Below are 18,078 nucleotides of genomic sequence, written 5' to 3' on the forward strand. Positions count from 1 at the left end.
GCCGGCTTTTTTGTTTTCTCTCCAGCCTGCCCGGGCAATGCGATCGCGCCCGAGCCTGTTTATACTGCCGCATCCGGTCCTGTTGGCTCAATGTCTTATTGAGTCTGACTGTTCTGACCCCAGATACATCTCCTGCTTAAGACCGCGCAACGCATTTTGCGGGCTGCGGCGTCGATTTTTTTCCTTGATTTGAAGGTATATGCATGGAAAGCAAGTCAGCCAAATCCGATTCAACGCTGGATTACCTTCGGGTCCCGCCTCATTCAATCGAGGCGGAGCAGTCGGTGCTCGGTGGCTTGTTGCTCGATAATGCCGCGTTTGACCGGGTGGCCGACATTGTCACCGACGAGGATTTTTATCGTTTTGATCATAAGCTGATCTGGCAACACATTACCCGTTTGATCGGACTGGCCCGGCCTGCCGACGTCGTCACCGTATTTGAGTCTCTGTCCGTGGCGGGCAAGCAGGAGGAGGTGGGGGGGCTGGCCTATTTGAATGCCCTGGCGCATAACACGCCTTCGGCGGCCAACATTCGTCGGTATGCCGAGATCGTGCGTGAACGCTCCACGCTGCGCAAGCTGGTGACCGTGGCCGACGAGATATCCTCTGCTGCCTTCAATCCACAAGGTAAAGAAGCCCGTCAGATTTTGGATGAGGCCGAAACGCGGGTGTTTCAGATCGCCCAGGAAGGAGCGCGTGGTTCGCAGGGTTTTCTGGAAATTCAGCCCTTGCTCAGTCAGGTGGTGGAGCGCATTGACGAGCTGTACCACCGTGAGGGCGACTCGGAAGTGACGGGCGTGCCGACGGGTTTTGTCGACCTGGACAAGATGACCTCCGGTTTGCAGCCAGGGGACCTGGTGATTGTGGCCGGACGTCCGTCCATGGGTAAAACCTCCTTTTCCATGAACATTGGCGAGCATGTGGCGATTGCTCAGGGCCTGCCCGTCGCCGTGTTCTCCATGGAAATGGGCGCGGTGCAGTTGGCCATGCGTATGGTGGGTTCGGTAGGGTTGCTGGACCAGCACCGCATGCGTACCGGCAAGTTGACGGCAGATGACTGGCCGCGCCTGACGCATGCTGTTCAGCAAGTGCAGGAAGCCCAGATCTATATTGATGAAACCCCCGGCTTGTCGTCCATGGAGGTGCGGGCACGCGCACGGCGGCTGGCTCGTCAGTGTGGGCAGCTCGGCCTGATTATTATCGACTACCTGCAACTGATGTCCTCTAGTGGTGGTGAGAACCGGGCGACGGAAATTTCCGAGATCAGTCGTTCCTTGAAGGGTCTGGCTAAAGAGCTTAACTGTCCCTTGATTGCTTTGTCGCAGCTGAACCGCAGTTTGGAGCAACGTCCTAACAAACGTCCGGTGATGAGTGACTTGCGAGAATCAGGCGCTATTGAGCAGGATGCTGACTTGATCTTGTTTATTTACCGTGACGAGGTCTACAACCCAGACTCGCCCGATAAAGGCACAGCTGAAATCATTATCGGTAAGCAGCGTAATGGCCCGATTGGTTCGGTGCGCCTGACCTTTGCGGGAGCCAGTACGCGCTTTCTGGATTACATGCCTACATGACGACGGGTGCCGCAGTGTGCAATGGGCTGCCCAGGTAGCGCTTTGTAGCGGATACGGAAGGAAAACAATAGGAGGGGCCTGTGCACATTGCCGGGCCCCTCTTTTTTTATCGTCTTGCCCGCCTGATTCCCGGCTCAGTCAATCGTTCCCAAGGGCCCTCGTCTTTTTAGTCTCCGCGGCCGGCCGCCAGTCGCTTGGCCAACCACGCACAGACCAGAAGCTGCCACTGGTGAAACAGCATGATGGGCAAGATGACAGGCCCCACCATGGCGCTGGGGAAAATCACGTTGGCAATCGGGATGCCGCTGCTCAGGCTTTTATTGGAACCGCACATCAGCAAGCTGACTCGGTCTTCAAAGGAAAAACCCAGCCAGCGTCCCAGATTCCAGGCCAGCACCTGCGCCAAGGTCAACAGAATGGCGTTGGACAGCACAATCAGTCCCAAGGCACTGAGCGGCGTAGAGGTCCAGAGTCCGCCTACTACAGCGCCTGAAAAAGCCGTATACACCACCAGCAGAATTGAGCCCTGATCCACGACTTTGAGCAGTTGCTGGCGTTTCATGACCCAGGCTCCGATCAAGGGGCGCAGCAGATGTCCGAAGACAAAGGGGAAAAACAGTTGCAGCATGATTTTCCCCACCGCCTCCAGGGATACCGTTGCCTGGGCACTGGTCGCTCCGGCCAACATGATGCCGACCAGCAGAGGAGTGATGAATACGCCAAGCAGCGTAGAGGCAGAGGCGCTGCAAATCGACACCGGCACATTCCCCCTAGCCATGGCGGTCAGAGCCACTGCAGATTGCACGGTGCTGGGCAGGCAAGCCAGAAACAGAATCCCCAAGTACAGATTTTCGGTTAGCCAGGGGCGCAGCACGGCTGCCACGCCACTGCCCAGAACCGGGAAGAGCAAAAAGGTAACGGACAGAATCAGCAGGTGCAAACGCCAGTGGGACAGGCCGCCCCAGATAGCCTCACGTGACAGGCGGGCGCCATGCAGAAAGAACAACAGCGCAATCGCAATCTGCGTGATGTGTTGAAACAGTGGCACGCCCCAGCCTTGGGCGGGCAGCAGACTGGCCAGTGCAACGGTAGCAAACAGTTTCAGCAAGAACGGGTCAATCGGTAAACGCTTGATCATGCCTGGTAAGCGCTCATGGAAAGGGCCATACGGTAGGCATAGCGCAGTGATGAGGCATCGGCCTTGCCTTGTCCGGCGATGTCGTACGCGGTTCCATGGTCCACGCTGGTGCGGATAAAGGGCAGGCCCACCGTCACGTTCACCCCTTCGTCCAGGCCCAGCAGCTTGATGGGAATCAGTCCCTGGTCATGATATTGGGCCACCACAATATCGAACTCCCCCTGACGGGCACGCATGAAAATCGTGTCACCGGGCCAGGGGCCGCTGGCTTGTATGCCTTCGGCGCAGGCTTGTTCAATAGCCGGGGTGATCTGTTCTATGTCTTCCAGGCCGAACTTTCCGCCTTCACCGGCGTGGGGGTTCAAACCGGCCACCGCCACGCGTGGCTTGGCGATCCCCGCTTGGGTGCAGGCCAGTTGTGCCAATCGTATGGTTTGCAGCACGCGCTCTTTCGTAATCAGGGAAGGGACGCGTGCCAGCGGTTCGTGAATGGTGACCAGAATGGAGCGCAAGTGCTCGTTGGCCAGCATCATGGCGTAGTGCTCTGTGTGACTGCGCTCGGCCAGAATTTCAGTATGCCCAGGGGCATCAATACCGCCTTTTTGCATGGCCAGCTTGTTGAGTGGTGCGGTGACAATAGCGCGTATCAGTCCGGCCTGGGCATCATCAATAGCGTGACACAAATACTCATACGCGCCGCGTCCGGCTTGGGCGCTGACCTGCCCATAAGGGAGATCAGCGGGCAGAGCCTGCCAACGGTTGAGAACGGCAATGACGCCCGCAGGAGGGCAAATCGCTTGCGTCATTTCCTGGACACGCCAGTGCGGGTCAGCGCCGATCACGGACAAGGCGCGGCGCAGGGCACCAGCATCGCCATAGACGACTGCCGGGTGGGGCAGACCCTCAACAATCAGACGGGCGATGATTTCCGGGCCTATGCCGGCAGCATCGCCCATGGTGATCCCAATGGGTTGTTCGGTTCGGTTCATGATAATGGCTATAAAAAAACTTCTGCGCTACGCCTTTGGCTGGTTCCCCTGCGGGGAGCATTTTGCCGGGGGCTGGCCTGACGGTACAAACACTTCACGCCGCGCCTATGGCTTGCTGCCCCGAGGGAGCTGTTTACCTTAGGGCAGCCTGGCTAAAAAAAACCGGGTTCATGACCCGGTTTGAGTGAGCAGGGATGCCGTTTAGAGCGCGTCGCTGGCGTAATCGGCCAAGCGGGAGCGTTCCCCACGCTGCAGGGTGATGTGACCGGCATGTGGCCAGCCTTTAAATCGGTCTACCACATAGGTCAGCCCTGAACTGCCCTCGGTCAGATAGGGTGTGTCGATCTGGGCAATATTGCCCAGACAGACGATTTTAGTGCCTGGGCCAGCGCGCGTCACCAGTGTTTTCATCTGTTTGGGCGTGAGGTTCTGTGCCTCGTCGATGATCAGAAACTTGTTCATGAACGTGCGGCCGCGCATAAAGCTCAGGGATTTGACCTTGATCTTGGAACGTACCAGCTCCATGGTGGAGTTGCGCGGCGCCTCCGAGCCTTGTGGGTTGCTCAGGTTACTGGACGATTTGCCGGTACCCAGATGCAGTACCTCCAGGTTGTCTTCCAGAGCGCCCATCCAGGGCTGCATTTTCTCTTCTTCAGTGCCGGGCAGAAAGCCGATGTCGTCTCCCACCGGCACGGTGGCACGGGTGATGATGATCTCGTTGTAGCGCTTGGTCTCCAGCGTTTGGGTGAGCGCGCTGGCCAGTGCCAGCAGCGTTTTACCCGTACCGGCATGGCCCAGCAGCGAGACGAAATCAAAATCGGGGTTCATCAACAGGTTCAGGGCAAAATTCTGCTCGCGGTTGCGAGCCGTAATGCCCCAGACATTGTTCTTGCCATGGCTGTAGTCGCGCAAGGTGGCCAGCACCGCGGTGTTGCCGGCGGTCTCGCGTACCTGGGCGTACAGGGGATCGTCGCCTTCGGTAAACACGAACTGGTTGACCATGAACTGGCTGCACAGCGGCCCGCTGATGCGGTAGAAGGTGGTGCCACCTTGTTGCCAGGATTCCATGTTCTTGCCGTGCTTGGTCCAGAAATTGTCCGGCAAGGGCATGACACCGTCATAGAGCAGGTCGGAGTCATCCAGCACGTGGTCATGGCGGTAGTCCTCGGCCAGCAGGCCCAGGGCCTTGGCCTTCAGGCGCATATTGATGTCTTTGGACACCAGAACCACTTCGCGCTTGGGCATGCTTTTGGTCAGGGCGTTGACCACGGCCAAAATGGCGTTGTCCGCCTTGCCCAGCGGTAGCTGGATGGGCAGGCTGGTATCGAGCGCGCTGGTCTGGAAGGTGACGGCGCCACGCGCTTCGGTATTGCCGATGCCATCCAGATTGATGGGCTTGTCTAGGCCATGATCGCCTACCAAGCCTTCCAAGGAACGGCTGACCTGACGCGCATTGCGAGCCACTTCGGACAGGCCTTTTTTCTGGTGATCCAGCTCTTCGAGCACCATCATGGGCAGGAAGATGTCGTGTTCCTCAAACTTGAACAGCGAATTGGAGTCGTGTAGCAAGACGTTGGTATCGAGCACAAACAGTTTGCGCTGAGTGGGAGCCAGACGGGTGCGCTTGCTGGCCGTCCCGGCTGCAGGCCTGGGGGCCTGAGCCGGATTGGCTGCCGTACTTTTGGCGGGAGCGGTCTTGGCGGCGGTGGCAGGCGCGGGCACTGCTGTCGGGGCCGCGGGCGCTGTTTTTACGGGCGCTGGTTTTTTGGCGCGGGGCGTGGCAGCTGCCTTGTTGCTGGCAGCGGCAGGGCGGGCAGGGGGCGTGTCGGGTTCGTCTGGTTGTACGGGTGGATCGGCAAGGATGACACTGTCATCTTTTTCGCTAAGCAGGGTTCCCAGCTTGGTGGGCAACGTTGGTAGCGGCATATAACACGTACTCCTGGTTGTGTGTCGGCCCGCGGGCCGACACGGTAAGGTTTCAGGCGGTTTGCTGGACAGCCTGTAATACAGCCTGGACGTGGCCTGGCACTTTGATGCCACGCCATTCCTGAATCAAGACCCCGTGGGCGTCGATCAAGAAGGTGCTGCGCTCAATGCCACGTACCTGTTTACCGTACATGTTTTTCATTTTCATGACCCCAAACAGTTCGCACAAGCGCTCCTCGGTGTCGGCCAGCAAGGGGAAGGTCAGACCTTGCTTGTCGATAAAGCGCTCATGTGAACCTAGCGAGTCGCGCGAAACACCAATGATCTGCGCGCCTGCGGCCTCAAATTCGGCCTGGGCATCACGGAAATTCTGGGATTCGGTGGTGCAGCCCGGGGTGTTGTCTTTAGGGTAAAAGTACAACACTGTCATTTTTCCTTTAAGATCAGCCGCGCTGAACTCGCCCTGCGTGGAGGGCACGGAAAAGTCGGGAATGGGGGCACCTATTTTTACGGCTGTCATGCTTTTTCCTGTATGAGTAAGGCGGCAACGACTTTGCGGCCTTCGGACATGAGGATATTGTAGGTTCTGGCAGCGGCCTGGGTATCCATGATTTCCACCCCTATGCCCCACTGCAGCATTTCCTGGGTGACGGCAGGGTGCAAAAAATGCTGACGCTGTCCGGTCCCAATCAAAATCAGTTCCGGCGCATTGTCCGGGCGTGCGGGCGGGGCGTCATCCAGAAAGGCCATGGGGTCTTGCTTGAGCGATTCCAGTCCCGCAATTTGTCGCAGCAAGGCAGCGGTCAGCTCGGAAGCGCTTTGAATAGCCAGGGTCTGCACCGGTCCTTCAGGGCTAAAGAAGATGGAATGATCGTGGTTTTGAAAGTTGATCGCCACGTAGTCCTCACCGTAGGCGGTGATGGCATTTAGGGCGGGGTTATGTTCGCGTTGCAGTTGCACGATGAGTCTCTCCGGTTTTCAGCTATCGATGATAGCGCAAAGCGTCAGCGACGATGCGGCAGCTGATCTGTTTGCAGTGATTCTCAGTCAGTCAATCATGGATTAAACTCTTTGATTTACTTCGCGCCTTCTGGTTGGGGTCTTCGCTTTTCTCTCATCAAGGAATGTCATGATTCGCTTTCCGCGCATCGAGCGTTTGCCGCCTTACGTGTTTAACATTACAGGCGAGCTGAAAATGGCTGCCCGCCGTCGTGGCGAGGACATCATTGATATGTCTATGGGAAACCCGGACGGTGCGACACCAGCGCATATTGTGGAAAAGCTGGTCGAGGCCGCTACCCGTCCGGACACACATGGCTATTCTGTCTCAAAAGGCATCCCGCGTTTGCGTCGAGCCGTGACCAATTGGTACGAGCGCCGCTACAATGTGCATCTGGACCCGGATCGCGAGGCGATTGTTACCATCGGCTCCAAGGAAGGTCTGGCCCATTTGATGCTGGCGACCCTGGATAAAGGCGACACCGTACTGGTGCCCAACCCCAGCTACCCCATTCATATTTATGGTGCCGTCATTGCCGGTGCCAATATCCGTTCGGTACCGATGGTTCCCGGAGTGGACTTTTTTGATGAGATCGAAAAAGCCGTTCGCGAGTCCATTCCCAAACCCAAAATGATGATTCTGGGTTTCCCCAGCAATCCGACGGCCCAGTGTGTGGACCTGTCCTTTTTTGAGCGTATTGTGGCGCTGGCTCGTGAGCACGGTATTTTGGTGGTACACGATCTGGCCTATGCTGACATTACCTTTGACGGCTACGTGGCCCCCTCCATCATGCAGGTGGAAGGCGCGCGTGATGTAGCCGTCGAGTTTTTTACCATGAGCAAAAGCTACAATATGGCCGGTTGGCGTATTGGTTTCATGGTGGGTAACGAGTCCCTGGTCAATGCGCTGGCACGGATCAAGAGCTATCACGACTACGGCACCTTCACACCGATTCAGGTGGCTGCCATTGCGGCGCTGGAAGGGCCACAAGATTGTGTCAAGGAGGTGGTGGAGCAATACCGCCGCCGTCGCGACGTACTGGCCAAGGGCCTGCATGAGGCAGGCTGGATGGTCGATGTTCCCAAGGCATCAATGTATATCTGGGCCAAGATTCCCGAGTTCTACAAGGACATCGGTTCGCTGGAGTTTGCCAAGCGCTTACTGAGCGATGCCAAAGTAGCCGTATCCCCCGGCATCGGCTTTGGTGAGTATGGCGACAACTATGTGCGCTTTGCGCTGATCGAAAACGAGCAACGTACCCGTCAGGCGGTACGCGGCATCAAAGAAATGTTCCGTAAGGACGGATTTGTTCAATGAGTCCTATCAAAGTAGGTTTGCTGGGTTTGGGTGTGGTTGGCAGCGGCACCTGGAACGTATTGAAACGCAACGCAGATGAAATCGCTCGCCGCGCCGGTCGCCGTATCGAGGTGGTCGCCATTGCTGTGCGGGACCTGGAAAAGGCACGCGCGCTGGTGGGGGACGAAGTCACCCTGACCACGGACGGCATGGACGTGGTGCGCAACCCCGAGATCGACATTGTGGTCGAGCTGGTGGGGGGCGACACCGTGGCACGCGAATGGGTGATGGAAGCGATTGCCCAGGGCAAGCACGTGGTTACCGCCAACAAGGCGCTGCTGGCCAAGCATGGCAACAAGATTTTTGCTGCTGCTCACGAGCGCAGTGTCATGGTGGCGTTTGAAGCCGCTGTGGCCGGTGGTATTCCGATCATCAAGGCGATTCGCGAAGGCCTGACGGCCAACCGTATTCAGTGGCTGGCCGGCATTATCAACGGCACCACTAACTACATCCTGTCCGAAATGCGCAATCGTGGCGTCAGCTTTGCTGAAGCCCTGGCCGATGCCCAGCGTTTGGGTTACGCCGAAGCGGATCCTACTTTCGATATTGAAGGTGTGGACGCGGCGCACAAGCTGAGCCTGCTGGCCTCTCTGGCCTTCGGTATTCCGGTGCAGTTCAGCAAGGCCCACGTGGAAGGTATTACCAGCCTGGCACTGGAAGACCTGCAACACGCACAACGCCTGGGCTACAACATCAAGCTGCTGGGTATTACCCGCGCTCGTGAAGAAGGCATTGAGCTGCGCGTCCACCCCACACTGGTTCCGCTGCAAAGCATGCTGGCCAATGTGCAAGGTGCCATGAATGCGGTGCTGGTGCACGGCGACGCCGTGGGCCAGACCGTGTACTACGGCGCCGGTGCCGGCGCCTTGCCCACGGCCTCGGCCGTGGTGGCCGACCTGGTGGACGTCACCCGTCTGCAAACGGCAGAACCCGAGCACCGTGTCCCTTATCTGGCTTTCCAGCATAACGCCATGTCCGATACGCCCATCCTGCCTATGGATGAAGTGGTGTCCTCGTACTACCTGCGTTTGCGTGTGGACGACCGTCCAGGTGTGCTGGCGGATGTGGCCCGTATTCTGGCTCAAGCCTCGATCTCGATTGGTTCCATGTTCCAGGAACCGGCCGGCGAGCAGGCCGACATCATTTTCCTGACGCACGAAGCGCGTGAAGGTGCCATCAATGGCGCAATCAGCCAGATTCAGAATCTGCCCTTTGTACAGTCTGCCGTGACCCGTTTGCGCGTGGAGAACCTGTAATGAATTACATATCCACGCGTGGCGGCATGAAGGCCCAACCATTTTCGGACATCTTGCTGGAAGGTCTGGCTCCCGATGGTGGTCTGGCCATGCCGGAAAGCTACCCTCAGGTCAGCGCCCAGATGCTGGAATCCTGGCGCGCGCTGAGTTATCCCGAACTGGCCGCCAAGGTGTTGGGGCTGTTTGTCACGGACATTCCCGCTGACGAACTGGCTACCTTGACTGCCCGCGCTTACGCACCCGGTGTGTTCGACAGCGAGCAGGTGGTGCCTGTCAAGGAGCTGGAGCCCGGTTTTGCTTTGCTGGGTTTGTCCCAAGGTCCGACCCTGGCTTTTAAAGACATGGCCATGCAGTTCCTGGGCCAGGTTTTTGAATACGTACTCACAAAGCGCAGCAGCACGTTGAACATTCTGGGCGCCACATCCGGTGATACGGGTTCGGCGGCTGAATATGCCTTGCGCGGCAAGCGTGGCGTCAGCGTGTTCATGCTCTCGCCTTACGGTCGCATGAGTGCGTTCCAGCGCGCCCAGATGTACTCCCTGCAGGATGAAAACATCCACAACCTGTCGGTGAAGGGGGTGTTCGATGATTGCCAGGACATCGTCAAGGCCCTGGCAGGCGACCTGGAGTTCAAGTCCCAATGGCATTTGGGTGCCGTGAACTCCATTAACTGGGCGCGTATTTCTGCTCAGGTGGTGTACTACTTCTGGGGCTGGCTGCGCAGCACCACAGCGGCCGGTCAGAAAGTTTCTTTTGCTGTTCCTTCGGGCAACTTTGGCAATATTCTGTCGGGTCACATTGCCCGCCAGATGGGTCTGCCGATCGCCAAGCTGGTTCTGGCCACCAACGAAAACAATGTGCTGGAAGAGTTCTTCCGCACCGGTATTTATCGTCCCCGTGGTTCCGAGCAGACATACGCCACGTCCAGCCCGTCCATGGACATCTCCCGCGCTTCCAACTTCGAACGCTTTGTGTTTGATCTGCTGGGCCGCGATGGCAGCAAGGTCAAGGCATTGTGGGAACAATTGGCCAAAGAAGGCCAGTTCGATCTGAGCGAGCATCTGCCACGCTTCCAGGAAGAGTTCGGCTTTGTGGCTGGTGCCAGCTCGCACCAGGACCGGTTGAACACGATCGCCCAGGTGAACGAGCAGTATCAGACGCTGATCGATCCGCACACGGCCGATGGCGTCAAAGTGGCCCAGGCCTACCGTGAAGATGGCATTCCCATGCTGGTATTGGAAACCGCCTTGCCCGCTAAGTTCTCCGAGACCATTGAAGAGGCCATTGGTCAGCCCGCTCCCGTGCCAGCGCACCTGGCCGGTCTGGCTGATTTGCCACAGAAAGTGGTGGTGATGGATGCGGACGTGGCCCAAGTGCGTCGCTATATCGAGGCACATGCCCCGCGCTGATACTCGTCACTGCGCTTGTGATGAGCAGGCGCCGGTCTAAGACTGGTTTAAAACCCCGATTTTGCTGTTCCCGCGGCTCTGATCCTTGTTCAGTCGGCGAATCAGGAAAGCATCAATCGGGGTTTTTTGCCTCTTGTCTGTGCCTGGCGCTCAGACAGACAAGGCGAGCTTTGCGAGGCGCGCTGAACCTTTGCTATCTTCTCTTCATCAAAAGAACACGATATGCAGGCATGATGACGATGGCCTGTGATATCGGCAGATAGGCGGTTCGTCTATTGAACATAGAAGAAAGGATAGAAAAATCATGAGTAAAACGACTCACGTGAAATTACGTCCCCTCGAGCGCGAGGACTTGCGCTTTGTGCACCTGCTGGACAATAACGCCAGCGTGATGCGTTACTGGTTTGAAGAGCCTTACGAAACCTACGGGGAGCTGGCAGCGCTGTACGATGAGCACATTCATGATCAGCGTGAACGTCGTTTTGTGGTGGAGTGGGAAGGGCAGCCCTCGGGTGTGGTGGAACTGGTGGAAATTGATTATGTGCACCGCCGGGCAGAGTTTCAGATCATTATTGCGCCCGAGTTTCAGGGCATGGGCATTGCCTCACGGGCGACCAAACTGGCTATCGAGTACGGATTTGGGGTGTTGAATCTGTACAAGATCGTGCTGATTGTGGATAAGGAAAACCACAAAGCGATTCACATCTATCAGAAGTTTGGCTTTCAGGTGGAAGGCGAACTCAAACACGAGTTTTTCATCAATGGCCAATATCGGGATGTGGTGCGTATGCGTTTGTTCCAGGCTGATTTTCTGGCCGCTCACAAACCGGCGCAGACTTTGCTGACACCGTCGGCGCAATAGTGTCTTGCCCCAATAGCCCCTGTTTGAAGAGCGTCTTACGCGGGGCCTTGGTTGATGGCTGGGTTTCTTGGCATGACTTCGTGTGACTACCTGGATGCGTAGGGTGCATGTGCCAGTTTATGCAGGGTCGTTTTCAAAGAGCGGATGCCGTCATGCTCAGAGCAGCAGGAAAGACAGGGGTTCGGCACCCTCGTTTCGGCTGTGCTCTGCTTGAATCCAGGACTTACAGATGTGCCGCTGTCAGACCGCTGCGTACCGCGCCTTCCAGCACACCGGGATAGCCGGTATCAGTCCAGTCGCCTGCCAAACGAATGGCAGTCCAAGGTGTCGTCACGGAAGGTCGACGCAAGCCGGGCACGGCCGCAAAAGTGGCCCGTTTTTCGATAATCAGCTCGCTGGCCCGCACCGCAGGCATGGTTTTCAGGTGCCGGGTTTGGCTGCGTACCTGGGCGATAATCGTGGCAATGGCTTGCTCCCGGTCTAGCGCCTGCAGGCGTACCGCATCGCTGATGACAATCCCCACCAGCGTTTCGCCGCTACCCGGTTTCAAGGCGCTGTGATCAAACAGCCATTGCCCGCCGCTGCCACTGCTATCGTCCAGCATCAACATGGAGTGGGGCAGATTCCAGGGCTGTTCCAGTTCCAGATAGAGGGTGGCGATAGGGATATAGCTGAACGCCTCCAGATCTGCCAGCAATTGTTCGCTGGCCGGGCTGCTAGGTAGGTTGTGGAGTAAACGTGCTGCCTGAACCGGCGGGCAAGCCACAATGGCGGCATCAAAGTGCAGCCCATCAATCTGAACTCCGGCTGCGTTCAGTTCTAGTCGCTGCACCCGGTGTCCCAATTGAAGCTGAATGTCGCGCAGCGCTGGCTCACACCAAAGCTGGCTTAAGTCGGTTAGCGGGATCAGGGTTTGGCTGGCTTGACGGGGACCGCCCAGGCTGTCGCGCAGGACATGGGCAAAGAGTTGGGCGCAGGCCTGCTCAATGGGCGTATTCATGGCGGCCACACACAGCGGTTGCCAGAATAGACGGATGACATGGCTGTCTTGCTGGTGTTGCTCCAGCAACTGCAATACCGTCAGGCCTTCAGGAGTGCGCCAGTGCTGTTTCATCAGCCAACGGCAAAAACGGGCCAGCTTGATTTTTTGTGACCAGCTCAAGCCTTGAGCACCCAGCAGGCCCGTCAATAGATGCAAGGGGGCGGGCAGGGGACGGTTGCGCAGACGAAAGTGGCCGTCAGCAGCAAGGACATCCAGATCCCGGCGTTGCAAACGGGCAGATTCATCCAGGCCCACTTCCCTCATCAAGCCCAGTGTGACGGAGTAGGCCCCCAGCAGGATGTGCTGGCCATTGTCGGTGTCGCGCCCCAGATTGGGGCTGTGGATGCGGCGTGCGCGTCCGCCTATGTGACGTGAGGCCTCAAAGACACTGACCTGATGGCCCTGCGTCTTTAAGCGCCAGGCAGCGGCACAGCCTGCCCAGCCCGCCCCGATCACCGCGACTTTCATCGGCCCAGTTTGCGTTGCAGGCTACGCCCGCCCGACACCCAGGTTTTCCAGGCCAGCCAGAACTTGCGGATGGGGGTCAGGGAGATGCGTTGTTCCAGTACATGCCAGCGTTCGTCAACAATTTCGAGCAGCAAGGCATGGTAGATGGCGGCCATCAACAGGCCTGGGCGTTGTGCCCGGCGATCTGCATCGGGCAGGGCGCGCATGGCCTGGCGGTACAAGTCCTGGGCGCGTTCAGTTTGAAAGGCCATCAAGGCCTCGAAGCGTTCCGAGTGCTGCTGATCCAGAATTTCATGGGGGGCTACGCCAAACCTATCCAGATCGTCCTGAGGCAGGTAGATACGACCACGTCGAGCATCATCGCCCACGTCACGGATGATGTTGGTCAGTTGAAAAGCCAGTCCCAGTTTTTGTGCGTAATCGCTGGTCTGTTCCTGGGTCTGACCGAAAATACGTGCCGACAGCAGGCCGACCACACCGGCCGCGTGCCAGCAGTAGCGCTCCAGCTCGTTCCAGCTTTGGTAGCGTACCTGATCCAGGTCCATTTCCATTCCGTCGATCACGGCCAGCAACTCGTCCTGTGGCAGCTCAAAGGCGTGGATATGCGGAGCCAGAGCCTGCATGACCGGATGCTGGGTGCGGCCTTCATACAGGTCGGCGACCTGTGTGCGCCACCATACCAGCTTCATGCGGGCAACCGACTCCTCGTGAACCTCGTCCACTACATCGTCGACTTCGCGACAAAAGGCATACAGGGCCGTGATGGCGCGTCGACGTTCGGGCGGCAGAAACAAAAAGGCGTAGTAAAAACTGGAGCCGCTTTGGGCCGCCTTGTTTTGACAATACTCGTCTGGGCTCATGGACGTTCAGGGTCGGTAAGAGGTACGGCTCAAGCCGCGGGTGATCAGGCGCAGCCAGTCCAGGCGGGACAGGGTGGGGCGGTGACTGAAGACATCAAACTCTACCGCTTCCAGTCGTTCCAGAATGCGCAGTCCGCCCAAGACCATCATTTTCAATTCCAGGCTGATTCGTCCGGACAGATGTGCGGACAAGATCAGGCCCGCTTGCAGACGCTGACGGGCATCGGTGACCAGCAACTGCATCATGTCCTGCCAGCGTGCATCGGCCGGGGGTTGCCGCAGCAGTTGAGTGCGAGCCTGGATGTAGTCGTCATCCAGATCATGCTGCGCCAGTAGATCCTGCGGAATATAGACACGGTTTTTGTGCCAGTCCACCGCCACGTCCTGCCAGAAGTTGACCAGTTGCAAGCCTGTACAGGTGGAGTCGGCCATCTCGACCCATTCTGGCTGGTGGGCCTGATACAAATGCAGCATCAGCCGACCGACCGGGTTGGCCGAGCGCGTACAGTAATCCAGTACCTGCGCCATATCGCTGTAGCGATGCGTGGTGACGTCCTGGCGGAAGGCGGACAACAGATCCAGAAAGGGCTTGAGCGGCAATTGAAAATTGCGGATGCTGGCCGCCAATGGGACAAAAATCTCGCTGTGGGGCGAATCGGGCAGAACGGGCTGATGGTACTGCAGTTGCTCGATACTGGCTTCAAACTGCGCAAGCAGCTCCAGACGTTGGGCAGCGCTTAAGTCGCCTTCATCGGCAATGTCGTCGGCGCTGCGGGCAAAACGATAAATATCGGTGACGGGTCGGCGCAGGCGACGCGGCAGCAGCACAGAGGCGACAGGGAAGTTTTCATAGTGCTCGATAGACATAGTCCGCCAGTATACGGCTTTCGTTTCCACTAGGGCTGGTTTAGACTTTCGTATTGCTTCGGGGAGAACCATGCCACGTCCAATCTCGGCCACCATTCATATTGCGTCACTGCGTCACAATCTCGATATGGTTATTCAGAGCCTGAATAATGCCACGGCTCCATCTGGTGTAAAACGGCCCCATATCTGGGCCGTCATGAAGGCCAATGCTTACGGCCATGACATCGAAAATGCCGTGCGGGCATTCAGTGCCGCCGAAGGTATGGCGATGCTGGACCTGAAAGAAGCCATACGCTGCCGGGCTGCCGGCTGGACCGGTCCCATCATGTTGCTGGAAGGTTTTTTCCAGCCTGAAGATCTGGATGTGCTGGCTGAGTTTGGCCTGACCACCGTGATTCATTGCCACGAGCAGCTCAAGATGCTGGAGCAGTGGAAAGGCGGAGCGGCCCTGAACGCCATGGTCAAGCTCAACAGTGGCATGAACCGCCTGGGTTTCAGTGTGGATGATTACCCTGCTGCCTTTGAGCGCGCCCAACGGCTGCAAAAAGCGGGCAAGTTGGGTTCGGTGGGGCGCATGACGCACTTTGCGCGCGCGGACGACAATATTGATGCCACGTTGGAGCAGATTCGCTGCTTTAACCGGATTACCGATGGTTTGCCAGGCCCGGTCAGTGTTTGCAATTCGGCCGCTACCCTCAGCCCCGATCTGGGGGTTTACATGCCCTCTGGCCCGGATCATTGGGTGCGCCCCGGAATCTGTCTGTATGGCAGCTCGCCGTTTGCATCAATCAGCGCTGAAGATTTCGGTTTGCAGCCGGGCATGACCTTGGCTGCTGAAATCATCAGCGTGCGCGGCGTCAAGCAAGGAGAGGGTATCGGCTACGGCCATACCTATGTGGCAGAGCAGGCGATGCGAATTGGCGTGGTGGCCTGTGGTTACGCCGATGGTTATCCGCGTCATGCAGGAACCGGTACTCCGGTCACCGTCAACGGTGTCCGTACCCGTTTGCTCGGTCGTGTCTCCATGGATATGCTGGCCGTAGACCTCACCCCGGTGCCCGCCGCCGGTGTAGGCAGTCAGGCGGTGTTGTTCGGTCAAGGCGGGCCCAGTGTGGACGAGGTTGCAGCGGCTGCCGGAACCCTGGGCTACGAATTGATTTGTGCGGTGGCGCCCCGCGTGCCGCGCGTCGTCCAGAATTAACACCAACAAGGCATAGCCATGAAAAATAAATGCGTACTCGTTACCGGCGCTACCAAAGGAATCGGTTGGGCCATCAGCCAAAGACTGGCTGATGCCGGCGCTCATGTGGTGGGACTGGCCCGCCACACGGAAAATATTGATTTCCCCGGCTATTTGTATTCCTGCGATTTGAGCAATGCAGGAGAAACCGAGGAAATGCTGCGCGTCATCCGCGAAAAATACCCGGTGGATGCGGTAGTGAACAATGTAGGAATGGTCGCGCCTGAGCCTATTGGTCAGGTGGATCTGGGCAATCTCTATCAGGTGTTTGACCTGAATGTGCGCGTGGCGGTGCAGGTGGCCCAGGCTTTCATCCCGTCGATGAAGGCGCGCAAGGAAGGCCGTATCGTCAATATCTGCAGTCGTGTCGTGCACGGCGGTTTCGACCGTACCAGCTATGCCGCCGCCAAAAGTGCCTTGCTGGGATGTACCCGCACCTGGGCGCTGGAACTGGCTCCTTATGGCATTACCGTCAACGCGGTGTCTCCTGGTCCGATCGAAACCGAATTGTTCCGTGCCAACCATCCTGTCGGCAGTGAAGCCGAGCAACGCAGTCTGTCCTCCATTCCTTTAGGGCGTTTTGGACAGGCCGCGGAAGTGGCCGCGGCTGTCACCTTCCTGCTCAGCGATGAAGCGGCCTATATCACCGGCCAGAATCTGGGCGTGGATGGCGGCGGCAGCCTGGCCGGACGTTAAGGAATTATTATGGCCACCAGTACTCGTGCGGCCCGCAAGGCCAAAGTGGTATTTGTTTGCACAGAGTGCGGGGCAGATACACCCAAGTGGGCGGGAAAATGCCCTGCCTGTGGAGCCTGGAACAGTCTGCAGGAAACCGTGGAGAGTCCGGCCGCCGCCAGCGCCCACCGTTTTGCCTCTTTGGCAGGCTCCAGTCCGGTTCAAAGTCTTTCCGATGTGCAGGCGCGAGAGCTCCCGCGGGTGCCAACCGGCATTGGCGAGTTTGATCGCGTTCTGGGCGGCGGGCTGGTGGAAGGGGGCGTGATTCTGATCGGGGGTGATCCCGGTGTGGGCAAGTCCACGCTATTGTTGCAGGCCATGGCCGCTTTGGCCCAGCAAACCAAGGTTCTGTACGTCACTGGTGAGGAGTCTGCCGAGCAAGTTGCCTTGCGTGCCCGTCGTTTGGGCGTGCCAACGGAAGGGGTCGACCTGCTGGCCGAAATTCGCTTGGAATCCATCAGTCAGGCCTTGCAGTCTCATCAACCCAGCGTGGTGGTGATCGATTCGATCCAGACCCTGTATTCGGATCAGCTTAGCGCCGCTCCCGGCTCAGTCTCGCAGGTGCGAGAATGTGCGGCTCAACTGACGCGTCTGGCCAAGCAAAGGGGCACCTCCATGATTTTCATCGGTCACGTCACCAAGGACGGGACCTTGGCCGGTCCCCGTGTGCTGGAGCACATTGTGGACACGGTACTGTATTTCGAAGGCGATACCCATTCGTCTTTCCGCATGGTGCGCGCGTTCAAGAACCGCTTTGGGGCGGTCAATGAATTAGGCGTGTTTGCCATGACGGAAAAAGGCCTGAAGGGAGTCAGTAATCCCTCGGCCCTGTTTTTGTCGCAGCATTCCCAAACCGTGGCCGGTTCCTGCGTCATGGCCACCCAGGAAGGCACACGGCCCTTGCTGGTCGAGATTCAGGCCTTGGTGGATTCGGCGCATGTGCCAAACCCGCGTCGCCTGTCGGTGGGGCTGGAAAGCTCGCGTCTGGCCATGTTGCTGGCGGTGATGCATCGCCATGCAGGCGTGGTTACTTACGATCAGGACGTGTTCGTCAATGCCGTAGGGGGTGTCAAGATTACCGAGCCGGCGGCTGATCTGGCCGTACTTCTGGCCATATTGTCCTCGCTGAATAATCGTCCCTTGCCGCGTGGCCTGGTGGTGTTCGGGGAAATCGGCCTGGCCGGCGAAATCCGTCCTGCTCCTCGCGGCCAGGAGCGTTTGCGTGAAGCGGCCAAGCTCGGGTTCAGCATTGCCCTGATTCCCAAGAGCAATGCGCCGCGTCAGCCGGTTGAAGGCCTGGAAATCTGGGCGGTAGATCGGGTCGAGGACGCTGTCGATCGACTGCGCAACCTGTAA

Annotated in this window: 16 protein-coding genes; 8 read left to right on the plus strand and 8 right to left on the minus strand. The window is 58.0% G+C overall.

All coding sequences use genetic code 11. The features are described from left to right. Positions 1 to 203 precede the first annotated feature (203 nt). Positions 204 to 1,574, plus strand: coding sequence for a replicative DNA helicase (locus VF694_RS07560; protein ID WP_003802442.1), 1,371 nt, complete (start codon positions 204 to 206; stop codon positions 1,572 to 1,574). A 166-nt stretch (positions 1,575 to 1,740) separates the two neighbouring features. Here the strand turns inward: VF694_RS07560 and VF694_RS07565 are convergent, their stop codons facing one another. The 5 genes from VF694_RS07565 to VF694_RS07585 form a co-directional block, all read right to left on the minus strand. After that, the gene (locus VF694_RS07565) at positions 1,741 to 2,712 is read right to left on the minus strand and encodes a bile acid:sodium symporter family protein (RefSeq protein WP_153008923.1); all 972 of its coding nucleotides are present in this window, start codon (positions 2,710 to 2,712) and stop codon (positions 1,741 to 1,743) included. Then, positions 2,709 to 3,701, minus strand: a complete 993-nt coding sequence (gene pdxA, locus VF694_RS07570) for a 4-hydroxythreonine-4-phosphate dehydrogenase PdxA (protein WP_003802439.1) — start codon at positions 3,699 to 3,701, stop codon at positions 2,709 to 2,711. The genes VF694_RS07565 and pdxA overlap by 4 nt, the downstream gene beginning before the upstream one ends. Positions 3,702 to 3,902: 201 nt before the next feature. Further along, positions 3,903 to 5,627, minus strand: a complete 1,725-nt coding sequence (locus VF694_RS07575; RefSeq protein ID WP_003802438.1) for a PhoH family protein — start codon at positions 5,625 to 5,627, stop codon at positions 3,903 to 3,905. Between the two features lie 52 nt (positions 5,628 to 5,679). After that, entirely contained in the window at positions 5,680 to 6,147 is a 468-nt protein-coding gene (locus tag VF694_RS07580; RefSeq protein ID WP_003802437.1) for a peroxiredoxin, read from the minus strand. Continuing rightward, a complete protein-coding gene (locus tag VF694_RS07585) occupies positions 6,144 to 6,587 on the minus strand; it encodes an Mth938-like domain-containing protein (protein WP_059318555.1) in 444 nt (147 codons plus the stop codon). The genes VF694_RS07580 and VF694_RS07585 overlap by 4 nt, the downstream gene beginning before the upstream one ends. 169 nt (positions 6,588 to 6,756) lie before the next feature. On the opposite strand from VF694_RS07585, the gene alaC reads away from it, so the two are divergent. The 4 genes from alaC (at position 6,757) to speG (ending at position 11,510) form a co-directional block, all read left to right on the plus strand. Further along, positions 6,757 to 7,944 (plus strand): alanine transaminase, encoded by a 1,188-nt coding sequence (gene alaC / locus VF694_RS07590; RefSeq protein WP_003802435.1) that lies wholly within the window; start codon positions 6,757 to 6,759, stop codon positions 7,942 to 7,944. Then, positions 7,941 to 9,239 (plus strand): homoserine dehydrogenase, encoded by a 1,299-nt coding sequence (locus tag VF694_RS07595; protein ID WP_003802434.1) that lies wholly within the window; start codon positions 7,941 to 7,943, stop codon positions 9,237 to 9,239. Before alaC ends, VF694_RS07595 begins: the two co-directional genes overlap by 4 nt. Continuing rightward, a complete protein-coding gene (gene thrC, locus VF694_RS07600) occupies positions 9,239 to 10,648 on the plus strand; it encodes a threonine synthase (protein ID WP_003802433.1) in 1,410 nt (469 codons plus the stop codon). Before VF694_RS07595 ends, thrC begins: the two co-directional genes overlap by 1 nt. 304 nt (positions 10,649 to 10,952) lie before the next feature. Next, a complete protein-coding gene (gene speG / locus VF694_RS07605) occupies positions 10,953 to 11,510 on the plus strand; it encodes a spermidine N1-acetyltransferase (RefSeq protein ID WP_003802432.1) in 558 nt (185 codons plus the stop codon). 223 nt (positions 11,511 to 11,733) lie between these two features. On the opposite strand, the gene hpnE is transcribed toward speG, so the two are convergent. The 3 genes from hpnE to hpnC are packed head-to-tail and all read right to left on the minus strand — an operon-like array spanning position 11,734 to position 14,747. Continuing rightward, positions 11,734 to 13,020: a hydroxysqualene dehydroxylase HpnE gene (gene hpnE / locus VF694_RS07610; RefSeq protein ID WP_059318556.1), complete on the minus strand. Its 1,287-nt coding sequence runs from the start codon at positions 13,018 to 13,020 to the stop codon at positions 11,734 to 11,736. Then, positions 13,017 to 13,880: a presqualene diphosphate synthase HpnD gene (gene hpnD, locus VF694_RS07615; protein ID WP_003802429.1), complete on the minus strand. Its 864-nt coding sequence runs from the start codon at positions 13,878 to 13,880 to the stop codon at positions 13,017 to 13,019. The genes hpnE and hpnD overlap by 4 nt, the downstream gene beginning before the upstream one ends. Before the next feature lie 6 nt (positions 13,881 to 13,886). Then, entirely contained in the window at positions 13,887 to 14,747 is an 861-nt protein-coding gene (gene hpnC / locus VF694_RS07620) for a squalene synthase HpnC (protein WP_003802428.1), read from the minus strand. Between the two features lie 70 nt (positions 14,748 to 14,817). Between hpnC and alr the strand changes: the two genes are divergently transcribed. The 3 genes from alr to radA are packed head-to-tail and all read left to right on the plus strand — an operon-like array spanning position 14,818 to position 18,078. Continuing rightward, a complete protein-coding gene (gene alr / locus VF694_RS07625) occupies positions 14,818 to 15,948 on the plus strand; it encodes an alanine racemase (RefSeq protein ID WP_003802426.1) in 1,131 nt (376 codons plus the stop codon). Positions 15,949 to 15,966: 18 nt separating this feature from the next. Continuing rightward, complete coding sequence (locus tag VF694_RS07630) at positions 15,967 to 16,683, plus strand: SDR family oxidoreductase (RefSeq protein WP_003802425.1); 717 nt, start codon at positions 15,967 to 15,969, stop codon at positions 16,681 to 16,683. Between the two features lie 9 nt (positions 16,684 to 16,692). Continuing rightward, the gene (gene radA, locus VF694_RS07635) at positions 16,693 to 18,078 is read left to right on the plus strand and encodes a DNA repair protein RadA (RefSeq protein WP_440164023.1); all 1,386 of its coding nucleotides are present in this window, start codon (positions 16,693 to 16,695) and stop codon (positions 18,076 to 18,078) included.

This window comes from Alcaligenes sp. Lyrl_28 (assembly GCF_051948705.1).
GTDB lineage: Bacteria > Pseudomonadota > Gammaproteobacteria > Burkholderiales > Burkholderiaceae_B > Alcaligenes > Alcaligenes ammonioxydans.